The following is an 18374-nucleotide window of genomic DNA, read 5'->3' on the forward strand; positions in this document are numbered from 1 at the left end:
GGCGGTGTGACGGCTGGCAGGTGACAATGCGTGAATGCGCGTAATCGTGGTGGGAGCCGGGGTGATCGGACTGAGCTGTGCCGTCCGGTTGGCCGAGGCGGGGTACGACGTCGCAGTGTTCGCCAGGGATCTGCCGTTGGAGACGACGTCGGCGATCGCGGGAGCGATGTGGCATCCATTCCTGTCGGCAGGTGATCGGACCACCGGCTGGGCGCGTTCGTCGTACGACGAGTTCGTCAAACTGGCCGGGTCCGAACCGTCGGTGCAGTTGCGGCACGGCAAGGAGTACTACCGCGAGTCCACGCCTGCCCCGGCCTGGGCCGCGGATCTCCAGGACCTCCAGCGGGTGGGGTCGTTGCCGCCGGGCTTCCGCGACGGGTGGGCGTTCACGACGCCGATCGTGGAGATGCCGAGCTACCTGCGGTACCTGGTGAAGCGTTTTGAGGCTGCCGGCGGCACCCTCAACCGCGCCGCGTTCTCCTCGTTGCCGAACGCAACCGGACTCGTGGTCAACTGCACCGGCCTCGGGGCCCGGCTGACCGCCCAGGACCCGACGGTCACGCCGGTCCGCGGCCAGCTCCTGGCCGTCGAGCAGTTCGGCCTCACCGAGTGGATGCTGGCCGACCACGGCCCGCAGGACCTGTGTTTCGCCCTCCCCCGGTCCAACGACATCATCGTGGGCGGCACGGCGGAGCCCGACAACTGGGACCTCACCGTCGACGCCAAGACCACTGAGCAGATCCTCGACCGTGCCGCTTCCTTGATTCCCCAACTCCGCAAGGCGAAAGTCCTCCGGCGCCGGGTCGGCCTGCGCCCGGCCCGGCCCTCGGTCCGCTGCGAGGCCGTCCGCACCGGCGACCGCCGCGTCATCCACTGCTACGGTCACGGCGGCTCCGGTGTCACGCTGTCGTGGGGTTGCGCGGACGAAGTACTCGAACTGGTTCGGGAAGGCTGAGCTGTGCACATCCTCGACGGTGGAATGTCGAACGCCCTGGAAGATCGCGGACACGATCTCTCCGATGCGCTCTGGTCGGCGCGGCTGCTGAAGGACGCGCCGGGCGAGATCGCGGCGGTGCATCGGTCGTACTACGAAGCAGGCGCCAGCTTCGCGACGACGGCCAGCTACCAGGCGAGTGTTTCCGGCTTCGGCCAGGCGGGCGTGCCACGCGACGAGGCAGAACGGTTGATCAGCTCCAGCGTCGCCATTGCTCGGGGAGTCCGCGACTCGTTGGCCGTTGATGGGCAGGAGCGGTTTGTGGCAGCGTCGGTTGGTCCTTACGGCGCGGTCCTCGCCGACGGATCGGAGTACCGGGGCCGGTACGGCGTGAGCAAGCAGTTCCTGCGGGACTTCCATCGGCCGCGGCTGGAGTTGCTGGTTGCCGCAGGCCCCGACCTGCTGGCCGTCGAGACGATCCCTGATCTCGATGAGGCAGAGGTGCTGGTCGAGCTGATCGACGAGATCGCCTTTCCTGCTTGGCTTTCGTACTCGGCGGCCGGCACTCGCACTCGCGCCGGCCAGCCGCTCGAGGAAGCGTTCGCCCTCCGGAGTACGAACCTCGTTGCCGTCGGCGTCAACTGTTGCGCACCGGAGGATGTCCAAGGGGCGGTTGAACTCGCCGCCGCGGTGAGTGGAAAGCCAGTGGTTGCCTACCCCAACAGTGGCGAAGGATGGGACGCTGGGGGTCGCCGCTGGACCGGCGGCGCGTCGGACTCCACCTCGTCGGCGCCGGGATGGGTGGCGGCCGGAGCGGAGTACGTCGGCGGTTGCTGCCGGGTAGGGCCCGAGGACATCCGCGCCTTGGCCAAGGTTTTAGACCGCGAGGACTTGGCAGAGTAGGTCGAGGGCACCGTTGTAGGCGTGGTCCGGTGGGGTGCCATAGCCGACGATGAGGGCTTGGCGGGCGGCTGGGTCGGGCGTGAAGCGGTAGTTGTCGAGCGAAGCGACCAGGAGGCCTTGGCGCTTGGCGCGGGACACCATGTCGGCCGCGTCGCTCGGTACGTCGAGCAGGACGTGCAGGCCGGCCGAGATGCCCGCCACCTTGACACCGGGTGCCCGCACGGCCAGCAACTCGACCAGGTGGTCACGGCGACGACGGTAGTGCTGGCGAGTACGGCGTACGTGGCGGTCGTAGTGCCCGGAGGCGATGAACTCAGCCAGGACCAGCTGGTCGAGTGTGGCGGTCAGCAGGTCGGTGGTGTGCTTCACGGCCAGCACGGGCTCCATCAGGTGCTCCGGCAACACCATCCAGGCGAGTCGGAGGGCCGGGGCGAGGCTCTTGCTCGCAGTACCGGTGTAGACGACTCGCTCCGGGTCCAGTGCCTGCAGTGCTCCCACCGACTGGCGGTCGTAGCGGAACTCGCCGTCGTAGTCGTCTTCGATGAGTACTGCGCCTGTCTGGCGGGCCCACTCGACAGCCGCCGTACGCCGGTCTGGCGCCAGCGGTACTCCCAACGGCATCTGGTGTGCCGGGGTGAGGAGAGCCGCCTGGCCAGTGAGCAGGTCTGCGCGGACTCCCTGCTCGTCCACGGGCACGGGGTGGGGTTGGAGCCCGCGGAAGCGGATGACGTCCCAGTGGAGGCTGTAGCCGAACTCCTCGACGGACATGGTCGTCGCGTCTTGCTGGCGCAGTACGTCGGTCAGCAGGTTGAGCGCCTGGACGTAGCCCGAGCAGATGACGATGCGCTCGGGATCGGCCCAGACACCGCGGGCGCGGGCGAGGTAGTCGGCGAGGTTCTCCCGCAGCTCGATCCGGCCGCGCGGGTCGCCATAGCCGAACGCTGCGTTGGGTGCGGCCGGAATCGCCTTCCGCGCCGCGGCCAGCCACTCGCCGCGCGGGAAGGTCGACACGTCCGGCGACCCTGGTGTCAGGTCGTACCGGTAGCTCGGGGGCTGCGGGGTCTCGGAGAGGGCCGGCGTGGCGGCGGGAAGGATTCGGTCGGCTACTTCGGTGCCGGAGCCTTGGCGGGCGGTGAGCCAGCCCTCGGCCACCAGCTGGCCGTAGGCGTCGGCGACGGTGTTGCGGGCGATACCGAGGTCCTTGGCGAGCGTGCGGGACGAGGGCAACCGGGTGCCGGCGGGGAGCCGGCCGGTGCGGATCGACTCGTGCAGGGCGTGGACCAGGTCGCTGCGGCCGCGGGTGCCGCCGAGATCCAGGTGCAGGTCGGCGCCGGCTGGTGAATTGGCCCTCGGATCCTCCATGGAAGTGGACCATACACCTGGGCCGATCTGCGCCTAGGTTTCTTTGTATGAGGACAACGACAGTTCGCAGAGTCAAGATCGCCACGCACGCGCCGGAGTTCTACCAGGCGCTGATCGCGCTGGACGAGGTTTCGGCGCTCGGGATCGACCCGAAGCTGGCGCACCTGGTCCGGATCCGCGCCTCCCAGCTGAACGGCTGCGCCTACTGCCTGGACATGCACACGCTGGACGCGCGGCACGAGGGTGACACCGAGCAGCGGCTCAACCTCGTCGCCACCTGGCGCGAGGCGCGCAAGTTCTACACCGAGCAGGAGCAGGCCGCGCTCGAGCTGACCGAGGCGATGACGCTGATCAGCGTCGACCACGTGCCGGACGAGAAGTACCAGATCGCCGCCGATGCGTTCGACCAGAAGGAGCTGGCCCAGCTGATGGGCCTGATCATCATGATCAACGCGTGGAACCGGGTCGGCGTCACCTGCCGCATCGAGCCCGGCCACTACAACCCGAGCTGACGGCGATGACCAAGTCAGACGCGACGACCGCGGAGACCTTCCGCGCCCTGCACCACGGCCCGACCCCACTGGTCCTGCCGAATGCCTGGGATCCGGTCAGCGCCCGGATCATCGCCGAAGCGGGTTACCCGGCGATCGCCACGAGCAGTGGTGCGGTCGCCCGGGTGCTCGGGTACGACGACGGCCAGCTCACCCCACCGGCTGAGATGTTCGAAGCCGTCGCCAGGATCGTGCGCGCGGTCGACGTACCGGTGACGGCCGACATGGAGGCTGGCTACGGGCTGGACCCGAAGGAGTTCGCCGAGCGGCTGCTGGAGACCGGTGCGGTCGGCTGCAACCTGGAGGACTCACTCCTCGACGTACTGGTGGATGTCCAGCAGCAGGCGGACTACCTGGGCGCAGTACGGGCGACAGCGGGTGCGGACCTGGTCATCAACGCCCGCGTCGACGACTTCATCGCGGGTGGAACCGTCGAGGACGCGATCGCCCGCGGCCGGGCCTACCGCCGCGCCGGAGCCGACTGCGTCTACCCGATCTTGGCGCCGCTGGACGTACTGAAGAGGCTGGTCGATGACATCGGCGGCCCGATCAACGCCCACGCCAAGCCGAACGGTCCGACCCCGGCCGAGCTGATCGCGCTCGGCGCCACCCGCATCTCCTACGGCACCAGCCTGCACAACTACACGTCGAACGCGTTGCGGGAGCTGCTGCCGGGGCTGCGCTGAGCTCGGCTGGCTCAGGTGGAGAGACGTGTTGCCTGAGGCCGCGCGCGATGGGTGAGGATGGTTGCCATGACCACCTATCGCGCGCGCTTCGACGCTACCGTCACGTTCACCAACGGCGGCGGGCTGCAGGCCCAGGGGTTCCTTGTCGACGTTCCTTCGGCGGAGGTGACCGAGGCTGAGATCGGCGAGCTCTTCCTCGACTCGCTCGGGCTGCTGATGGCCGGCGATGTGGAGCTCACCAACCTGGAGATTGTCGAGGCCGCCCACAAGGGCACGCGCGGTGGGCCGGCCGCCGGCGGTCAGGCGAGCGGCGGGCGGGCGCAGTTTGTGGAGCTCAGTCATGTCATCCACGACGGCATGGTGACGCTGCCGAACCTGCCTGGTCCGGTGGTGGGCAAGCAGCTGACGCGGGAGGCGTCGCGGGAGCTCTATGCGCCTGGGACGGAGTTCGAGATCGGGTTGATCACGATGGTGACGAACACCGGCACCTACATGGACAGCCCGTACCACCGCTACCCCGACGGCCACGACCTCACCGGCTTCAGCCTCGACCGCACCGCCGACCTGCCCGCGGTCGTCGTCCGGGTGGAGGACAGCGGCCGGCTCGGGATCGACGCGGCCGCCCTGGCGACGTACGACGTAGCCGGCAAGGCAGTGCTGCTGCACACCGGCGACGACGCCCACTTCGGCACACCGCAGTACGTCGAGAACCCCCACTTCCTGACCCGCGACGGCGCCGAATGGCTGATCGCGAACGGCGCAGTCCTGGTCGGCATCGACGCCGCCAACATCGACGACATGACCGACGGCACCCGCCCCGCCCACACCCTCCTCCTAGCCGCCGGCATAGCCATAGTCGAACACCTAACCGCCCTCTCCGAGGTCCCACCCACCGGCGCCAACTTCACCGCCACCGCCCCCCGCATCTCCGACCTAGGAACCTTCCCAGTCCGCGCCTACGCCAAGCTGGGTTGACCCCACGCACGCAGCGGAGGCAGTTGGGCTGCCCCCACGCGCCCTCCGACGCCCGCTCCTACTTCGCGTGCCCGTTCGACCGCTCCCACCCACCCGTGTTTCCGCTCCTACGTCGCGCGATCCAACCCCGACCGCGGCTGGCCATGTCGGCGTACAGAGCGTGGATGGGTTAACCCTCGCGGACTCCGAGCCGCTCATTCGTCACCCGGGCCAGGACTATCCGGCCTCGCCGGCACCCCGAGCCGGTCAGGTGATCGGCAGGCTGAAGGCGAGCAGGCCGGTGCCGGTGGCGTTGGTGATCCACGGCCCCGCCTTCAGGTGCCCCTGGTAGACCAGCGCGGTCGCACCGGTCGGCGTACCGGACAAGGTGAGTTTGAGTGAGCCGCCGGCTTGGTAGGCCACTGAGTTGACGCTGACGGTGGAGCCGACCAGGCGGAAGTCGGCGCCGGCTCCGGCGTCCACCGTCAGTGGGTCGGCCGACCGGAGCTTCACCGTGAGAGTCGTGCCGCTCTTGGTGACACCGGCCGGGTTCGGCGGAGCCACGCCGGCCGACGGACCGCCGTACAGGTCTCTGGCCAGTACTGCGAACGTCTGGTCGCCCAGCTCGCGATAGCCGTTCGCGTAGGCGTAGTGGCAGCCGTCGTGGCCGGACAACCCGGTCGTCGACAGCAAGGTGACGTTGTGGGTGTCACCGAGTTTGCGCTGCGCCTCGCGGAGGTTGATGGTCGTCGTGTTTTTACACGGTGAGGTGCGGACCTGGTAGACGTAGTACTTCGCAGTACTCATCTCTGTTCGCCAGTCCGCCAATAGTGTGTTGAAGCCGGAGATGTGGACGCCGGCGTTGTCGCTTTCTGCCTCGCCCTGGTACCAGAGCACGCCCTTGACCCTGCTCAGCACGCCCGCGGCCTGCAAGCGGCTGCGCAGGCGTCCGTAGTTCGTGGTCCGGTCGTTCGGGGCGGTGTCGTCGCGCTGGAAGAAGCTGATCGGCTTCCCTCCGTGGGAGCCGTTGAACAGCGCCACCGGAACCCCATAGGTGTCGACGATCCGGCGGCCCATCCGGATCGCCCACTGACCGGCCGAGCCGGGCTGCTTGGTCACGTCCCCGGTCGCGTAGTGCCAGACGCGGTCGGCGCCGGAGAGGGGCGAGTCTGCGTTCGACGTGCCGAAGCTCCTGAGATATCGCGATTCCTCGACATTCGCCGCGCCGGCGTATTTGGCCGCTGCCGCATTGGACTGCCCCTGTACTACGTACGCGTCACCGGAGACGATGCCTCGGCGTCTGGCCACGACCCGCTCGATGCCAGGGCCGACGGCTTTCAGCGCGAAGGTGTAGTCCCACAAGCCGGCCTCGATGCGCGGCGTGAACCGGAACGGCGCGGAGGCCGGAGCGGTGAACGTCCGCGTCTCGCCGTTGCCGGTGACGCGCAGCTCCACCTGCTCGATCCCGGCAGCGGTGACCTGGCCGGCCACCACGGGGTTCGCGCCGTTCTCGCTGTCGCGCGGAATCAGCTTCAGGTCCTGCGGCATCTCGGTCAGCGTCACCAGGGACGGACGGGCATAGACGGTCAGCTTGCGCTGCGTGTAGGTGGCGGCGTTGTCGGTCAGGGTCCAGTCGGGTGCGCCGGTGGTGTTTGTGCCGATGCCGAGTGCCAGGACGTCGGTGGCCGACTCGGTGAACCTGTTGATCGAGAGCACAGGCTTGGCGGGAACCGTCGACGGCTTGGTGCCGCCGATCTGGTGGATCTGGAACGAGCCGTGGCCGAGGACGGTGGTCGGGCTGTCGTCGGCGTCGTACGTGGTCGAGGCGTTGGGGACCTGGCCGCCGGCGGACCCGGTGTACCGGTTCGGCCACATCTCGAGGTAGCCGGTCTGACCGGTCCCGTTCGTCACGCCGGCCACGTTGGAGGACACCTCGAGGTCGCTGACCCGCTGCCGGAAGATCTGGCCCGCGAAGGTTTGCAGACCAAGGCGTTTGGCGTCGGTGGTGAACGGCGCCATCGCCGTCCACACCCACTGCACGCCCTTCGGCCCGTTCAGCTCGAGGCAGTAGCCGACACGGTCGAAGTCGGAGCCGATCGCGGCGGTGTTGTTCAGCGTGTACGGCGGTGTCTTGTTGAGCCAGTTCGCCGAGGTGGGCAGGTTGAGTTGGAGGACCGGGGTGAATCCCACCGCCCCCGCGTCACAACCAGCCGCCGCGACCGTAGCCGGAGCCGCCGTGGAAGGAAAGGTGACTGCGCCGGCTGCGAGGATCGTCGACAGCACGGCGAGAAGAGCGCGGGTGGGTGCGAATCGAGGCATGGGCGGACCTTCGGGGAGATGTTCTGCGGATGTGGGGCGGTTCGTGAGGTCAGCCGAGTACTTCGCGGGACAGCTTTTCGTGCTCGGACAGGTTCTGCTGCTCCAGCCGGCCAAGACTCAGATTCGCAACCACGGCGTCCCCCACCACAGTCAGCCGACCCCTCGGTGGCACTCAGTCATGACGGTAGGACGCTACCACTGGAGATCGATTTCAGTGAGGAAGTTTCAGAGTATTGCTCATGTCCGTCAGATGATGCCCAAACGAAGCGCGTAGACCAGCGCCCAGTCCTGGTCGTTGGCCAGCGGATCGGCGACGTGGGCAGGGCGATGGTTGACCGCGCTCGGATAGACGAACGCACAGGTCGCCGAACCGTCGGGATGGAAGTTGACCAGGTTGGCCCGGAGGATCGCCCGGCCTGCGTCCGTGAGCTGCGCCGCCTCGGTCGACGTCAGCAAGTCGCGTGGCCAAGTCAGGTAGACGGCCGCGCTGAGGATCGACCAATAGTGCGGGAAGACGTCTCCCCACAACCGCAGCAGGCCGAACCAGTAGCCGTCCCAATGCCGGATCGGGACATGCCGCAGCCGTACGTCGGGCTGGTCCGCGGCGAACGCGGTCAGCCAGGGCAGCCGGCGGGTGAGCTCGGCGGGATCGAAGGAGTCGGGCGCCTCCTGGTGGGCGGCGATGAGCAGTTCGAGCAGCGGGGCGACCATCGACTGCTCGTAGTTGACCTCGTGCGGCGGAAGGTCGTCGCCGTAGTCGAGGAACGCGCGGGCATGCCTGGCGAGATGGCCACGCATCCGGTCGGAGACCTCGGGCACCTTGGCCAGCTCGCGCAGGATCGGACCGAGGTCGAACGCCAGGAAGTGGTCGCCACCCAGTTCGTAGTACCGGTCGATGATGCGGACGGCCGTCGGGACGTCGCCCTGACCGAGGAAGAAGCGGGCGAACCACGGGAAGTTGTAGAGCCGCGGGCGGCTCTCGTGCAGGCTGTCGTCGGCGACCGTCCCGTCGTCGGCGAGCAGGTACTCCGTGACGAACCGCTGGTAGCCCGCCAGCGCCTCGTCCAGCTCGTCGCGATCACCCCAGCCGCGATCTCTCGTTGCCTGGAGCAACAATGCGGTGCCGATCCGTTCCCGGGCGTCCGACCAGTCGCGCCAGGCACCGGAGAGCACGCGCAAGCCGGTCTCGTTGTCGTAGGGGACGAACGAGAACCGGCGGCTGTCGCTCAGCTCGACCGGCCGCTGATGGTCGAGCACGAAACGCACCCGCCGCTCGACGATCTCGCGCAAGGGCTCGTGGAAGAGCACGTTGATGCGAGAGGTCAGCTTGCCATCGGTCGCTTCGACGTACTGCGTACCGGGTGTCTCTGAGCTCACCGACGCCGGTCCGGTCGCGTGGTCGGCCAGCTGGATCGCGATCGACTCACCGATCTCGGCGACGAGAGTGTTTGCGTCGATGAGTGGCTTGCGCGTGGCATGGAAGGCCTCCAGCGTTTCGTACCAGCCGAGTTGCCAGGTCCAGCGGTACGAGTCGCCGGGTTGCAGGACGATTTGAGGCTGTCCGCCCATCGCATGCGGAGCGCGGGCGTGGTCGGTGACGTGGAGATAGAGGTGACCGCGGATGTTGCTGCCGGTACCGGCGTCGCGCGACTCGATGGAGTACGCCCACAACTCCCCCTCCGTGAGCTGCAGCCCGAGACCGGGTCCCCTGCCATCCATCGGCACCGCCCAGGCCCACGAGTCGGCACCACCCGTCCACAGGTGCGCATGGACCGCTCCGTTGAGGCTCTCCCGACTGGAGCTGTAGAGATCCCGGTACGGCGTACTGACGGCGAGGGACCCGATGGCGATCGGCTCCGTCGCGGTGTTCCGTACTTCGTAGGTCTCGGTCCAGTGCTCCCCGAACCGACGGCCGACCCGCAACTCCAGCTCGCCGAGGCGGTAGAGCAGATCGATACCGGTCTGCCGCCACCTGGTGAAGTCGGGAGCGTCGAACCGGTGGCTGCCGCGATCGGTGATCACGAAGCCCTTGCCCCAGTAGTGGCTCGGGTCGTGCACGACACCGTCGTCGAGCAGCATGGAGTGCTTCCGGGTGGGATGCAGCACAGCTCTGACGGCCCCGTCGTCCGACAACTCGACCTGCCCGGCCCCGAGCTGAAAAATTTCCGGCATTCTCCCAACCTAGCGATGTAGAGAACGTCGCCGTGGCCTCGTCCCCTGGTTGAGAGCACCTTCACACCGAGAGGACAGCACCATGAACAAGACCGAGATCGCCGAGATCCTCGCCAAGCCGTACTCGCAGCAATTGTTGACCGGGACGATCCCGGCCCGCTTCGCTTACATCGGGCTGGACGGCGACCCGCGCGTCGTACCGGTCGGCTTCCACTGGGACGGCGAGCGGATCCACATCTTCTCCACGCCGAAGATGGCCAAGGTCAAGGCGCTGCAGCACAACCCGCGGGTCTCGATCACCATCGACACCGAGGGTTTCCCGCCGAAGGTGCTGCTACTGCGCGGTTCGGCCGAGCTGAGCCTGGAGGACGGCGTACCGGCCGACTACCTCTCGTCGGCGAAGCTCGTCCCGGAAGACCAGTTCGAGGGGTGGAAGGCCGGCGTCGAGTCGCTCTACGACCAGATGTACCGGATCACCATCACCCTCGACTGGGTCAAACTCCTCGACTTCGAAACCACCCTCCCGAAGGCAGTCGAAGACCTCATAGCCGCCAAACAGGAAAGCTAGCCGGTGGGCCCGGACGGCCCCCACTCACAAACCTGCCGGTTCCACCCAAGCCACGCCCGGCCACGCCTGGCCGGAGCCCGGCACCCGAGGTTAGTGAGTGGCGGCGGTCCGCCGTTCTCAGAGGCTGTTGGCGCGACGGATGACGTCTACGACGCTCGACATCATGCCCGTCAGGTCGTAGTCCTTCGGGGTGTAGACCGCGGCGACGCCCGCTGCCTTCAGGGCGCGGGCGTCCGCGTCGGGGACGATGCCGCCGACGACGACGGGGATGTCTTCGAGGCCGGCCTCGCGCAGGCCTTTGACCACCTGGGGAACGAGTTCCATGTGCGAACCGGACAAGATCGACAACCCCACGCAGTGCACGTCCTCGGCGACGGCGGCCGCGACGATCTGCTCGGGAGTCAGCCGGATCCCCTGGTAGATCACCTCGAACCCGACGTCCCGGGCCCGGACCGCGACCTGCTCCGCGCCGTTCGAGTGACCGTCCAGTCCGGGCTTGCCGACCAGGAACCGCAGCCGGCCACCCAGCTCCTCCGACGTCGCCGAAACCTTCTCCCGCACGGCCGCGATCGCCTCGCCACCACCGGAGACACCCACCGAACCGGATACCCCGGTGGGGGCGCGGTACTCGCCGAACACCTCCCGCAGTACTCCTGCCCACTCCCCCGTCGTCGCGCCCGCCCGGACACACTTCAGGGTCGCCTGCATCAGGTTCTCGGTGCCCTTGGCGGCCTCGCGCAAAGTCGTCAGCGCATCCTCGACAGCCTTGCCGTCACGCGTCGCGCGCCATTCCTCCAGCGACTTCAACGCGGCGGCCTCGGCCTGCGGATCCGCGGTCTGGATCGCCGTGTCGAGATCAGCCGTGAGCGGTGACGGATCGGTGTTCTCGAACTTGTTCACCCCGACGACGATCTGCTCACCCGACTCGATCCGCTGCCGACGTTCGGCATGGGAGGCGACCAGAGCCTGCTTCAGATAGCCGCTCTCGACGGCGACGACGGCACCGCCCATCGCCTGGACCCGGTCGATCTCCTCCTGCGCGCCGGCGACCAGCTCGTTCACCTTCGCCTCGATCACATGCGAGCCGTCGAAGATGTCCTCGTACTCGAGCAGGTCCGACTCGTACGCGAGCACCTGCTGCATCCGCAGCGACCACTGCTGATCCCACGGCCGCGGCAACCCGAGCGCCTCGTTCCAGGCCGGCAACTGAACAGCCCGGGCTCGCGCGTTCTTGGACAGGGTGACGCCGAGCATCTCGAGCACGATCCGCTGCACGTTGTTCTCGGGCTGCGCTTCGGTCAGGCCGAGCGAGTTCACCTGTACGCCGTACCGCAGCCGGCGCGCCTTGGCGTCGGTCACGCCGTACCGGTTGACGCAGATCTCGTCCCACAGGCGCACGAACGCGCGCATCTTGCAGGTCTCCTCGATGAACCGCACGCCCGCGTTCACGAAGAACGAGATGCGTTGCACGACATCGCCGAAACGCTCGGGCGGCACCTGACCGCCGTCGCGCACGCGGTCCAGTACGGCGATCGCCGTCGACAACGCGAACGCCAACTCCTGCACGGGCGTCGCGCCGGCCTCCTGCAGGTGGTAGCTGCAGATGTTGATCGGGTTCCACTTGGGAACGTTCGAGATCGTGTAGGCGATCAGGTCCGTGCTGAGCCGCAGCGACGCGTCCGGCGGGAAGGCGTAGGTGCCGCGGGACAGGTACTCCTTGACGATGTCGTTCTGCGTCGTACCGGTCAGCTCGTCCGGCAGCGCGCCCTGCTCCTGCGCGGCGACCTGGTAGAGCGCGAGCAACCACATCGCGGTCGCATTGATCGTCATCGACGTGTTCATCTGCGCGAGCGGGATCTGGTCGAACAGCGCCCGGACGTCCCCCAGATGAGCCACCGGTACGCCGACCTTGCCGACCTCACCCTTCGCCAGCGGGTGATCGGCGTCGTACCCGGTCTGCGTGGGCAGGTCGAAGGCGACCGACAACCCGGTCTGTCCCTTCGCCAGGTTGCGCCGGAAGAGCGCATTCGACTCCGCCGCCGACGAGTGGCCGGCGTACGTCCGCATCACCCAGGGGCTGGCAATTGCCTTCCCCGCCCCACCACCCCGCGCCTTGTCGGTCGTCATGTACCCGAGAGTAGGACTGTGTGCCCTTGTGAGTCCCCTTCTCGTGACTGGTGTCACCAGCGGCTTAGATCACAACGAAGACCCCTCCCCGCGCAGCAGCCAGTACTACGGCCGCCGCGCGGTCGGCATCCTCTTCCGTCACCGGCTCGGCAGTCACCAGCACCCGGTGAAAGAGTGGCGCGGCAAGGTATTTCATCAGCTCGATCGCGTCGGTTCCTTGCGGCAAGCGGCCGTCGGCCACGGCGCGTTCCACGATCGGGATGACCTTGGTGAGGCGGCCGGCCCAGAAGGTTCGTAGTACCTGGGCAACCTCGGGCGAATCCTGTGCTCCGGACACGAGCGTCCGGACGGCGGCCGACCCCACCGTGCTTGTCAGGACGGCCCGGCCGGGGTTGGCATGATCCAGCGTAATTGCAACAAGCAGTTGCATTAACGAAAGATCGCTGATGACCAACCGGCTGTTCTACACCGGCCCGTCGATCGCCGTGCTGCACGAGGAGTACGCGAAGAAGAGCCGGATCGACGACCGGGCCGCGATCCAGGGGCGCCGCGAGATCACTATCGCGGCCCTGATCGAGCGGGTCTGGGAGAAGCTGAGCGACGTCGCGAGCTGGGACACCAACCTCGAGCCCGGCGTGAAGGACATCCAGCTAGACAACGGCGTCACCGTCGACGGCCGCTTCACCCGGGTCAAGGGCGGCGCCAAGATGAAAGCCCGCTTCGCCGTCATCGAAGCCCCGCGCGAGATCGCCTGGACCGGCGCAGCCTTCGGCGCCAAGGTCGTCCACCGCTTCACCCTCGAATCCACCGACGACACCACCACCACCACCACCCGAGTCGCCGTCGAAGAATCCATGGCCGGCCCCCTCTTCGGCCTCCTCTTCAACAACAAAAAACTAGACGCCGTCCTCACCGAATCCCTCACCACCCTGAAGAAGGCCTCCGAGAGCTGACGGCTAGCGGGGTGGGTGTTTCTTCCAGGGGCTTACGCCGAGCTTGCCGGTGGTGCCCAGGTCGAATTCTGGGGTCAGCATGACCGGGGTGGCGCTGGGGTTGGCCCAGACTCGGGCGTAGGGGCTGTTGACGTTGACGCCGTCGGTGACCGTGTTCCGCCAGACCAGTTCGGAATAGGCGCGTTCGCCGGGTTTGAGGACCAAGGGACGAGCTACCCATTCGGAGGCCGAGGTGGTGATGGGGGTGGCGTCGTGGAGGATCTTCACGCTGCGGATCGGCAGGTGGGTCTCGTCGAGGAGCTGGAGTTGCGGGGGGCCGTTGAGGCGGGTGGGGCGCTTGCCGCAGTTCTCCAGGTTGATGTTCAGGAAGCGAAGGCCCATGGCAGCGTCTGCCACACCGAGGTACACGCGGATCCCCGAAGGCGGGCAGGCGCCTCCCCGCGAGGGCGCTTCGGCGGCGGGGACGCTCCTCACCTTGTGGACCTTTGCCCGGATCTGGTCCCCGGCGCGGGGAAGGTCGCCCAAGGTGACGGTGCGGCTCATGGTCTGGCCGGGTTTCAGTGCCGGCACGGTGTGCTCCGGATGCGCCAACGCCTCGCCGGAACTCGCCGTAACGGTGAAGGTGACCGTGTAGATGGCCGGCACCTTGCCGACGTTGGTCACGTCGAAATCGAAGCAGTACGGCGCGCCGCGGCTCACGCGGGTGATCTTGACCGCGGACTCATCAGCGGAAGAATCCCCAGGCACCGGGGACGACGTGGACACGCTCGTCGTATCGGAGGGCGCGGGCGTAGCGGGCGCACTCGTCGTACCGGAAGGCGTGGACGCAGTCGGCACGCCTGTCGTACTTGATGTCACCCCGCAGCGGGGCTCGGTGGGAATGCCCTGGGCCTGCGACGTGTCGCCGCTGCCCGCAACCTGCGATCCGCACCCCGCGAGCAGCAGCACGACACTCACCAGGACGGCCGGGAACGTGCGAGGCAGGCTGCGCATCCAGCCGAGTCAATCAGAACCGAGGGGCAGCACCGCTGTGGAGAGGCTGAAATGAACTACGGTCGGACAGATGGAGCGTCTGTCCGAGATCACCTTCCGACTGCCCGCATCGCCGGAATCATCCGCCTTTCTCGACGAGCTGCGGACCCTGCTCGCCGAGGTGGCGTACGCCGAGTCCGGCGCGGTTGACCGCCTGACTCTCACCCCACCACAGCCTGCCGGCGCGCGCCCGGCGACGACGTTCGAACTGGTCGACGTACCCGCGCCCGAGATCGCCTTCGACACCGGTCGGTCGATCGGCGTCTGGAGCGACGGAACAACCGACCGGCCAGAGCCGTCCATCGACCTGGCGGAGCTGGCCCGTCGCCTCCGCGGCCACGTGCAGCGAGTCGATCACACCGGTGTGAATCTGCCCGCCCGGGTGACATCGCCCGAGCAGTGGGGAGAACTAGTAACCGCAATCGCCGCCACCGCCACGATGTACCGGTATCCCACCGGCGAGCCGTGGCCGTTCGTCCTCCCGTCGTCGGCTGACGAACTTCGCGACGACATCCACAACTTCGTCGTCGGCCGCGAGCCTCGCTTCGAAGTGGTTCACGACGAGTGGCTGACGCGCACCCAGTGGCAGTTCGCCCTCTGGACCGACCTGACCCGAGCAGACCTGGAGAGCCTGTTCCCCGACCCCGAAGGCATCACCTTCCCCGACCTCGACGAGATCTTCCGCGTCGTGGAGATCCGTCACCCCTGGCCAGGCCTCAGCATCCGTTTCGACCTCTGCTACCGCCTCGAAGACAGCCCGAACGACTGGGAAACCGGCGAGTGGCTGATCACCGAAGGCGGCCGCATCCGCTAGCAGCGGTGTCGGGCGGATGTCCACGCACGCACAACCCCGACCGGCGGCCAGGACACGCCGAGGGAATCGGTTGCCGCGCGAGTTGGGCATGCGCGGGAGCGCCCTCGCTGCGATTGACGAGCGGCGGGGAGGAGCTGGTGAGGCGTAGGGGCTAGGCCGATATCGGTAGTGGGGTTCGTTCGACGTGGAGGATTCGGTGCAGCCGGGTGACCGCGAGGATGCGGATGACGGACGGGAGGGGGTGACGGAGGACCAACTGCCGGCCGAGGAGCTGGGTGCGGCGGTGGGTTGCCACCAGGAGGCCCAGGCCGGTCGCGTCCAGGGCGTCGAGTGCTTCCAGGTCGACGATGACGTCGCCCTCGGAGTTGTCGATCAGCTGGTTGATCGCTTGGCGGGCGTCGCCGACCGAGCGGACGTCCAGCAGTCCGGCCAGGCGGACAACGTTTTCCTTGTCTCGTACTGCGTCGTCTCGTACTGCGTCGTGGGTCGGTGCGAGCATGTCCGTGCCCTCCGCTCTTCCGGCGGCCCCCGAGTATCGGCCGCGCTTGCAGCGTGTGTTGGTAAAGACTCCCTGGCGACACGGAAGGTTGCCAAGAGTTCACGACCTTCCATTTCGCGAGACAATGTGTCCGTGTTCGCGGAGCACTACTTTCTCTTCCCGCTGGTGGCGATCGCGCTCATCGGCGGCATGGTGCTGCTCACCCGCTGGGCGTTCTCCAAGGCCAAAGGCGGGTCGCTGGTGCGCCGTACTGACTACACCCCGGCCGAAAAGGACACTTTCGGCCTGCTCGTCGACGTGAGCACGCTGCGCACGTACAACGAAGCCCGGGTGAAGGTGTCGATGCTGAAGGATCTCGGCATCAAGGCGACCGCCGCCCGGACGAAGGACGGCTGGTCGGTCTACGTCTGGCCCGCCGACGAGGCGGCCGCCCGCGGCTTCCTCGACGCCTCCTGAGCCTGCCCGGCAGCCCGCTCCCCCGGGGCAATCGCAAACTTTCCCGCTCCCTGTACTCCGGACCGCACCGCCGCGCGTCATCGTCGCGGACACGTCAAAGGGGTCGAGAAGGGTTCTGGGGACATCGGACAAGAACAGTGTGAGCCGGGCGGCAGCACGAGCGCTGCCCCGGGATCCACGGATCCCGGCGAACACCCGGCCGGCAGTGTGAGGAGTCCGATGGCGCCCGACCTCGCCTTGGCGACGCTGGCGTTACCCGGCCGGCCCGTGGCGTCTCGCAGTACCGCGGCCGGCGTGCCCGACGAGGACGCCCGTGCACTCGAAGCGTCGGCGCGTGAGCCGGACCGGTTCACGACCATCTTCGACCGGTACTTCGCGCAGGTGCACTCGTACGTCGCCCGCCGGCTCGGCAGCGACCTGGCCGACGACCTGGCGGCCGAGACGTTCCTGGTCGCGTTCCGGCAGCGCGCGAAGTTCGACAGCCGCAACGGAGTCGTGCGCGCCTGGCTGTTCGGGATCGCCACCAACCTGATCCGCCGGCACCGCCGGGACGAAGTACGGGCGTGGCGGGCGACGGCCAAGCTGCCGCCGCCGGCTCCGTCCAGCGGGCACGAGCAACGTGTCGCCGACCAGGTGACCGCGCAGGGCGCGAGTCGCGAACTCGCCGCCGCGCTGGCCAAGGTGTCCGCGAAGGACCGCGAAGTACTGATGCTCGTGGCGCTCGGTGAACTCACGTACGACGAGGTCGCGGCGGCGCTCGGGATCGCCTACGGGACGGTGTGCTCACGCCTGTCCCGGGCCCGCCGGGTGGTCCGCGAACACCTCGGCCACACCGATCCGACCGCAACGCGTGACGAGGCCTGACATGGACGAGTTCGACAAGCTCCGCACCGCATTCCCCGAGCAGCCCGAGCCGTCGGCGGAGGTGACCGCCAAGGCGCGGCAGCAGGTCCAGGCGCTGGTCCGCGAGGCCGAGACCGTACGCCGCCGCGATCGCTGGTACGCCGCTGCGCGGACCGGCCGAGTCGGGATGGCTATCACGGCAACCGCTGCCGCAGTGGCGCTCGTTGCGCTCGGCGCGCCCCTCGTACTGCCGCCCGGCTCAGGTCCTGACGCCGCTCCGGTACCGAGCACGATCACACCGACGCCGCGGTTGATGACGGCCAGCCAGGTGCTGCTCGCGGTCGCCGTCAAGCAGGAGCAGAACGAGAAGGTGTCCGGCAAGTACTACCGAGTCCGCAGCCTGCAGTTGCGGGGTACGACGACGGTCGGCTCACCGAAGTACCGGATCGAGCGGCGGAACATCACCGAGAGCTGGATGCCGGGGAAGCAGGGTGTCGAGTCGTGGTTCGGGTGGGTCGATCTCGGAGCGCGGCCGGCGAGTCCCGCGGATGCGGCCAAGTGGCGGGCGCAGGGCTCGCCGAAGGAATGGCAACTGTCCTATGAGAAGGACCCCGTCACGATGGCGCCGGGTGAGCCGGTCGTGCACAAGATGACGTTCGACCAGGTACCGCCGGGCTACTACCTGAGCGGGGTGAAGCCGGTGACCGCGCAGGTGATCCAGAACCTGCCGACCGATCCGGTGAAGCTGCGGGCCGTCCTGGCGGCGAATCCGCAGCCTGGCGCGACGGCCGACGTGATCAACTACCAGGTCTTCGGCGCGGCGGGGCGGCTGCTGTTCGAGATGCCGTCGCCGCCGAAGCTGCGGGGGGCCGCACTGCGGGTGCTGTCGATGCTGCCCGGCGTCGAGTTCAAGGAGAACGTGCGGGACGCGATCGGCCGGACGGGTACCCGGATCAGCCTGGACTGGGACAAGACGGTCAAGCCCGGCAGCCGGATGACGACGCTCGGCGACGGTCGCCTCGCCTACATCATCGACCCGTCGACCGGGCGGTTGCTGAGCTCGGAACAGGGCGGCCTCAAGTCCGGCGCCAGCGTCGTCCTCGAGTCCGGCTGGACCGACGAGAAACCCAAACCCCCTCCCCGCACCATCCGCTGAAGTAACTGTGCCGAACGACAGGTAGTGCACCTGCGTGACGCCGCA

General features: G+C 68.0%; 19 protein-coding genes. 11 read left to right on the forward strand and 8 right to left on the reverse strand.

What is annotated here, in order from left to right; translation table 11 throughout:
• The first annotated feature begins 34 nt into the window (after positions 1-34).
• On the forward strand, positions 35-955 hold the full coding sequence (locus ACQPYM_RS29945) for an FAD-dependent oxidoreductase (protein WP_433007163.1): 921 nt from the start codon (positions 35-37) through the stop codon (positions 953-955).
• A gap of 3 nt (positions 956-958) precedes the next feature.
• Positions 959-1837, forward strand: coding sequence for a homocysteine S-methyltransferase (gene mmuM / locus ACQPYM_RS29950; protein WP_433007166.1), 879 nt, complete (start codon positions 959-961; stop codon positions 1835-1837).
• On the opposite strand, the gene ACQPYM_RS29955 is transcribed toward mmuM, so the two are convergent.
• Positions 1811-3199 carry a PLP-dependent aminotransferase family protein gene (locus ACQPYM_RS29955; protein ID WP_433007169.1) on the reverse strand — a complete coding sequence of 463 codons (1389 nt, stop codon included), beginning with the start codon at positions 3197-3199 and terminating at the stop codon, positions 1811-1813. The genes mmuM and ACQPYM_RS29955 overlap by 27 nt on opposite strands.
• Positions 3200-3246: 47 nt before the next feature.
• Between ACQPYM_RS29955 and ACQPYM_RS29960 the strand changes: the two genes are divergently transcribed.
• The 3 genes from ACQPYM_RS29960 (at position 3247) to ACQPYM_RS29970 (ending at position 5411) form a co-directional block, all read left to right on the forward strand.
• Positions 3247-3711 carry a carboxymuconolactone decarboxylase family protein gene (locus tag ACQPYM_RS29960; RefSeq protein WP_433007172.1) on the forward strand — a complete coding sequence of 155 codons (465 nt, stop codon included), beginning with the start codon at positions 3247-3249 and terminating at the stop codon, positions 3709-3711.
• A 5-nt stretch (positions 3712-3716) separates the two neighbouring features.
• The gene (locus ACQPYM_RS29965; protein WP_433007175.1) at positions 3717-4436 is read left to right on the forward strand and encodes an isocitrate lyase/PEP mutase family protein; all 720 of its coding nucleotides are present in this window, start codon (positions 3717-3719) and stop codon (positions 4434-4436) included.
• A 66-nt stretch (positions 4437-4502) separates the two neighbouring features.
• Positions 4503-5411 (forward strand): cyclase family protein, encoded by a 909-nt coding sequence (locus ACQPYM_RS29970; RefSeq protein ID WP_433007178.1) that lies wholly within the window; start codon positions 4503-4505, stop codon positions 5409-5411.
• 246 nt (positions 5412-5657) lie between these two features.
• Here ACQPYM_RS29970 and ACQPYM_RS29975 read toward each other — a convergent pair whose 3' ends face one another.
• From ACQPYM_RS29975 to ACQPYM_RS29985, 3 genes are all read right to left on the reverse strand, one after another.
• Positions 5658-7709, reverse strand: a complete 2052-nt coding sequence (locus ACQPYM_RS29975; RefSeq protein WP_433007181.1) for a sialate O-acetylesterase — start codon at positions 7707-7709, stop codon at positions 5658-5660.
• 49 nt (positions 7710-7758) lie between these two features.
• Complete coding sequence (locus ACQPYM_RS29980) at positions 7759-7881, reverse strand: hypothetical protein (RefSeq protein WP_433007184.1); 123 nt, start codon at positions 7879-7881, stop codon at positions 7759-7761.
• Positions 7882-7955: 74 nt separating this feature from the next.
• On the reverse strand, positions 7956-9881 hold the full coding sequence (locus ACQPYM_RS29985; protein WP_433007187.1) for a hypothetical protein: 1926 nt from the start codon (positions 9879-9881) through the stop codon (positions 7956-7958).
• Positions 9882-9963: 82 nt separating this feature from the next.
• Between ACQPYM_RS29985 and ACQPYM_RS29990 the strand changes: the two genes are divergently transcribed.
• Positions 9964-10449, forward strand: coding sequence for a pyridoxamine 5'-phosphate oxidase family protein (locus ACQPYM_RS29990; protein ID WP_433007190.1), 486 nt, complete (start codon positions 9964-9966; stop codon positions 10447-10449).
• 117 nt (positions 10450-10566) lie between these two features.
• Here ACQPYM_RS29990 and ACQPYM_RS29995 read toward each other — a convergent pair whose 3' ends face one another.
• Together ACQPYM_RS29995 and ACQPYM_RS30000 are read right to left on the reverse strand one after the other, a co-directional pair.
• Complete coding sequence (locus ACQPYM_RS29995) at positions 10567-12576, reverse strand: protein meaA (protein WP_433007193.1); 2010 nt, start codon at positions 12574-12576, stop codon at positions 10567-10569.
• A gap of 64 nt (positions 12577-12640) precedes the next feature.
• A complete protein-coding gene (locus ACQPYM_RS30000; RefSeq protein WP_433007196.1) occupies positions 12641-13006 on the reverse strand; it encodes a TetR-like C-terminal domain-containing protein in 366 nt (121 codons plus the stop codon).
• A gap of 16 nt (positions 13007-13022) precedes the next feature.
• Here ACQPYM_RS30000 and ACQPYM_RS30005 point away from each other — a divergent pair, with 16 nt between their 5' ends.
• Positions 13023-13529 carry an SRPBCC family protein gene (locus ACQPYM_RS30005; protein WP_433007199.1) on the forward strand — a complete coding sequence of 169 codons (507 nt, stop codon included), beginning with the start codon at positions 13023-13025 and terminating at the stop codon, positions 13527-13529.
• 3 nt (positions 13530-13532) lie between these two features.
• Here the strand turns inward: ACQPYM_RS30005 and ACQPYM_RS30010 are convergent, their stop codons facing one another.
• Entirely contained in the window at positions 13533-14522 is a 990-nt protein-coding gene (locus tag ACQPYM_RS30010; protein WP_433007202.1) for a DUF4232 domain-containing protein, read from the reverse strand.
• Positions 14523-14592: 70 nt separating this feature from the next.
• Between ACQPYM_RS30010 and ACQPYM_RS30015 the strand changes: the two genes are divergently transcribed.
• The gene (locus ACQPYM_RS30015; RefSeq protein WP_433007205.1) at positions 14593-15375 is read left to right on the forward strand and encodes a hypothetical protein; all 783 of its coding nucleotides are present in this window, start codon (positions 14593-14595) and stop codon (positions 15373-15375) included.
• Positions 15376-15526: 151 nt separating this feature from the next.
• On the opposite strand, the gene ACQPYM_RS30020 is transcribed toward ACQPYM_RS30015, so the two are convergent.
• A complete protein-coding gene (locus tag ACQPYM_RS30020) occupies positions 15527-15874 on the reverse strand; it encodes an STAS domain-containing protein (protein WP_433007208.1) in 348 nt (115 codons plus the stop codon).
• 132 nt (positions 15875-16006) lie between these two features.
• Between ACQPYM_RS30020 and ACQPYM_RS30025 the strand changes: the two genes are divergently transcribed.
• The 3 genes from ACQPYM_RS30025 (at position 16007) to ACQPYM_RS30035 (ending at position 18329) form a co-directional block, all read left to right on the forward strand.
• Positions 16007-16330, forward strand: a complete 324-nt coding sequence (locus ACQPYM_RS30025) for a hypothetical protein (RefSeq protein ID WP_433007211.1) — start codon at positions 16007-16009, stop codon at positions 16328-16330.
• 219 nt (positions 16331-16549) lie between these two features.
• Positions 16550-17194, forward strand: coding sequence for an RNA polymerase sigma factor (locus ACQPYM_RS30030; protein ID WP_433007213.1), 645 nt, complete (start codon positions 16550-16552; stop codon positions 17192-17194).
• Position 17195: 1 nt separating this feature from the next.
• A complete protein-coding gene (locus ACQPYM_RS30035) occupies positions 17196-18329 on the forward strand; it encodes a CU044_5270 family protein (RefSeq protein ID WP_433007216.1) in 1134 nt (377 codons plus the stop codon).
• Positions 18330-18374: the final 45 nt, after the last annotated feature.

Source organism: Kribbella sp. CA-294648 (assembly GCF_050943845.1).
GTDB lineage: Bacteria > Actinomycetota > Actinomycetes > Propionibacteriales > Kribbellaceae > Kribbella.

Excerpts from the sequence above, each read along its gene's own strand:
- ACQPYM_RS29945 (WP_433007163.1), top strand. The coding sequence starts at position 35 with ATGCGCGTAATCGTGGTGGGAGCCGGGGTGATCGGACTGAGCTGTGCC.
- ACQPYM_RS29955 (WP_433007169.1), bottom strand. The coding sequence starts at position 3,199 with ATGGAGGATCCGAGGGCCAATTCACCAGCCGGCGCCGACCTGCACCTG.
- ACQPYM_RS29960 (WP_433007172.1), top strand. The coding sequence starts at position 3,247 with ATGAGGACAACGACAGTTCGCAGAGTCAAGATCGCCACGCACGCGCCG.
- ACQPYM_RS29965 (WP_433007175.1), top strand. The coding sequence starts at position 3,717 with ATGACCAAGTCAGACGCGACGACCGCGGAGACCTTCCGCGCCCTGCAC.
- ACQPYM_RS29970 (WP_433007178.1), top strand. The coding sequence starts at position 4,503 with ATGACCACCTATCGCGCGCGCTTCGACGCTACCGTCACGTTCACCAAC.
- ACQPYM_RS29975 (WP_433007181.1), bottom strand. The coding sequence starts at position 7,709 with ATGCCTCGATTCGCACCCACCCGCGCTCTTCTCGCCGTGCTGTCGACG.
- ACQPYM_RS29985 (WP_433007187.1), bottom strand. The coding sequence starts at position 9,881 with ATGCCGGAAATTTTTCAGCTCGGGGCCGGGCAGGTCGAGTTGTCGGAC.
- ACQPYM_RS29990 (WP_433007190.1), top strand. The coding sequence starts at position 9,964 with ATGAACAAGACCGAGATCGCCGAGATCCTCGCCAAGCCGTACTCGCAG.
- ACQPYM_RS29995 (WP_433007193.1), bottom strand. The coding sequence starts at position 12,576 with ATGACGACCGACAAGGCGCGGGGTGGTGGGGCGGGGAAGGCAATTGCC.
- ACQPYM_RS30000 (WP_433007196.1), bottom strand. The coding sequence starts at position 13,006 with ATGCAACTGCTTGTTGCAATTACGCTGGATCATGCCAACCCCGGCCGG.
- ACQPYM_RS30005 (WP_433007199.1), top strand. The coding sequence starts at position 13,023 with ATGACCAACCGGCTGTTCTACACCGGCCCGTCGATCGCCGTGCTGCAC.
- ACQPYM_RS30010 (WP_433007202.1), bottom strand. The coding sequence starts at position 14,522 with ATGCGCAGCCTGCCTCGCACGTTCCCGGCCGTCCTGGTGAGTGTCGTG.
- ACQPYM_RS30015 (WP_433007205.1), top strand. The coding sequence starts at position 14,593 with ATGGAGCGTCTGTCCGAGATCACCTTCCGACTGCCCGCATCGCCGGAA.
- ACQPYM_RS30020 (WP_433007208.1), bottom strand. The coding sequence starts at position 15,874 with ATGCTCGCACCGACCCACGACGCAGTACGAGACGACGCAGTACGAGAC.
- ACQPYM_RS30030 (WP_433007213.1), top strand. The coding sequence starts at position 16,550 with ATGGCGCCCGACCTCGCCTTGGCGACGCTGGCGTTACCCGGCCGGCCC.
- ACQPYM_RS30035 (WP_433007216.1), top strand. The coding sequence starts at position 17,196 with ATGGACGAGTTCGACAAGCTCCGCACCGCATTCCCCGAGCAGCCCGAG.